This window comes from Alienimonas chondri (assembly GCF_013036045.1).
Classification (GTDB): domain Bacteria; phylum Planctomycetota; class Planctomycetia; order Planctomycetales; family Planctomycetaceae; genus Alienimonas; species Alienimonas chondri.
Genome location: NZ_WTPX01000299.1, coordinates 1 through 2292, shown reverse-complemented (window position 1 = coordinate 2292; position 2292 = coordinate 1). Strand labels below are relative to the sequence as shown.

Sequence of the window (2292 nt, the reverse complement as noted above, 5' to 3'; positions counted from 1 at the left end):
ACCCCCGACCCCTCTCCCCCAAAAGGAGGCGAGGGGAGACGGCGGTCGCATTCCACGACCGTCAGCCCCAGCCGAAGACGTTGTGCTCGAAGATGTCGAGGTAGATCACCGTCAGCATCAACAGCACGATCATCGCCAGCCCGATGTAGGCGGCGCCGATCACGAGGTTCTCGCTGGGCTTCTTGCGGGTGACCGCTTCCCAGATCAGCCAAACCATGTGGCCGCCGTCCAGCACGGGGATCGGCAGGAAGTTCAGCACGGCCAGGTTCACGCTGAGGAAGCCCAGGAACGCCAGGAACTGGGCGGGGCCGTTGTCGGCGATCCGCATCCCCTCGGAGATGATCCCCGGCGGGCCGCGGAGGTTTTTGATGCTCAGTCGGCCGGTCAGCAGGCTGCCGAGCGTCAGGTACATCTGCTCGACGACCGTCCGCGTCTCCTTGAGGCCGTCGCCGAGGGCGTCGGCGGCGGAGTCGCTTTTGCGCTCGATCTGATCCAACTGCAGGCGGAACCCGCGGGTCGGGAAGAACCAATCGTCCGCGGGCGTCGGCTTCAACGTGACGGTGATCGGCTTCGGTTCGCCCGCGCGTTCGACGGTCAGTTGAATCGTGTCGGTCGGCAGTTCCTGGGCGAGGGTGAAGACGTAGGCGAACGGGTTCCAAGCTTTGGAGTCCGCGTTCTCGAAGGGGATTTTGATCGGCTCATGGGCCGGCTTCGCCTCGCCGGTCGCCTTCGGAGCGGTGAAGGTCGCGGAGACGATCTTGTCGTTGGCCTTCAGGCCCGCCTCGGCGGCGGGGCCGTCCGGGGTGACGTCGGTCAGCACGGGGTTCAGGAAGAACGCGACGCCCAGCGCCGGCACGTCCAATGGCTCGGAACCGCTGGAGGGGCGGGAGACCCAGCCGGGCTTCGCCTCGGGGATGATCGTCAGCGGCACGACCTGCGGCCCGCCGCCCTCGCCGGTTCGCACAATCTCGATCTCCACCGGCTCGCCGGCCCGCTCGAAGAGGAGGTTCGGCAATCGCAGCGGGTCGATCTCTGGGCCGATCTCCCGTCCGTCCACCTTGAGCAGTTCGTCGCCGACCCGCAGACCGGCGGCTTCGGCGGGGGAACCGGCTTGAATCGCAGCGATCGGCTGAGCGGTGACCCGCAGACCGAACGTGCGGACGGCCATCGGACCGACCGTCACGGTGAACTCTTCGGGGTCGGCGTCGGGGTCGTCGGCGTTCGGCCGCCGCACGGTGAACTCGATCGGCCGATCGACGTACGGACCGACGACGTTGAGGTAGTCCTTAAACTGCTCCAACGGCATGGGGTTCGTCGGGAGAGCCGCGTCGGCGTCGAGATCGGCGTCGGCGTCCGGTTCCGCGTCCGCGTCGCTTTGCTCGGGGAGGACGCGGGCGGCGATCAGCACGTCGCCGGTCTGGAGCTTGTCGCCGACGGCCTCAGCCGGGGTGCCGACGCCGACCACGGAGGCGTCGTCCTTGGAGACCGCCCCCATCGTCAGCCCGAGCGTCGGAGCGAGGCCGGCGGTGCGGCGGGTGCCGGAGTCGTCCGGGATCAGTTCGACCTCCAAACGCGTGCCGTCCGCCCGATAGCCGGACATCGGCAACGTGTCGCCCCGGGACAGCGCGGTGGCCAGCCCGAGGTCCGTGAAGGTCCGGACGCTGCTGTCGTTGACCCGCGTCAGTTTGTCGCCGCTCTCCACGCCCGCGGTCCACGCCGGCCCGCCGGTCGTCACCCGGCCGATGATCGACGGCGAGGCGTACAGTCCCATCCACAGCGCGATCGCGAAGAACAGCACCGCGGTGAGGAGGTTCATGATCACCCCGGCGCTGATGATCGCCATCCGCTGCCAGACCGGCTTAGCGCTGTAGCTGCGGGGATCTTCGGCGATCTCGTCGCTGGTCAGCTGGGACGGGTCGATGTCGTCCTGGCCCAGCATTTTGACGTACCCGCCCAGCGGGAACGCGGAGAGGGCGTACTCCGTCTCGCCGCGGGTCTTCGACAACAGCACCGGGCCGAAGCCGATGCTGAATCGCTCCACCTTCACGCCGCACCATTTGGCGACCGCGAAGTGCCCCAGTTCGTGGAAGAAGATGACGAGCCCCAATCCCAGGGCGACCCACAACAGGCTGAGCGACTTGGCGACCAGCTCGCTGAGCGAGAACGCCAGCGGCGGGATCGCGTCGGCGAACGGCGACGCGGTCGCGGCGAGGGGGAACAGGGTGTCCGTCACGATCGGTCCGGTCCGTGGGCGCCGCCGCGGGGAGGGGGCCGGTCGTAACGGACCGGGGG

The 2292-nt window shown here is 68.5% G+C and carries 1 protein-coding gene; it reads right to left on the bottom strand.

What is annotated here, in order from left to right; all coding sequences use genetic code 11:
* Positions 1 to 61: 61 nt before the first annotated feature.
* Positions 62 to 2233 (bottom strand): site-2 protease family protein, encoded by a 2172-nt coding sequence (locus tag LzC2_RS21170; RefSeq protein ID WP_171190007.1) that lies wholly within the window; start codon positions 2231 to 2233, stop codon positions 62 to 64.
* Positions 2234 to 2292 lie beyond the last annotated feature (59 nt).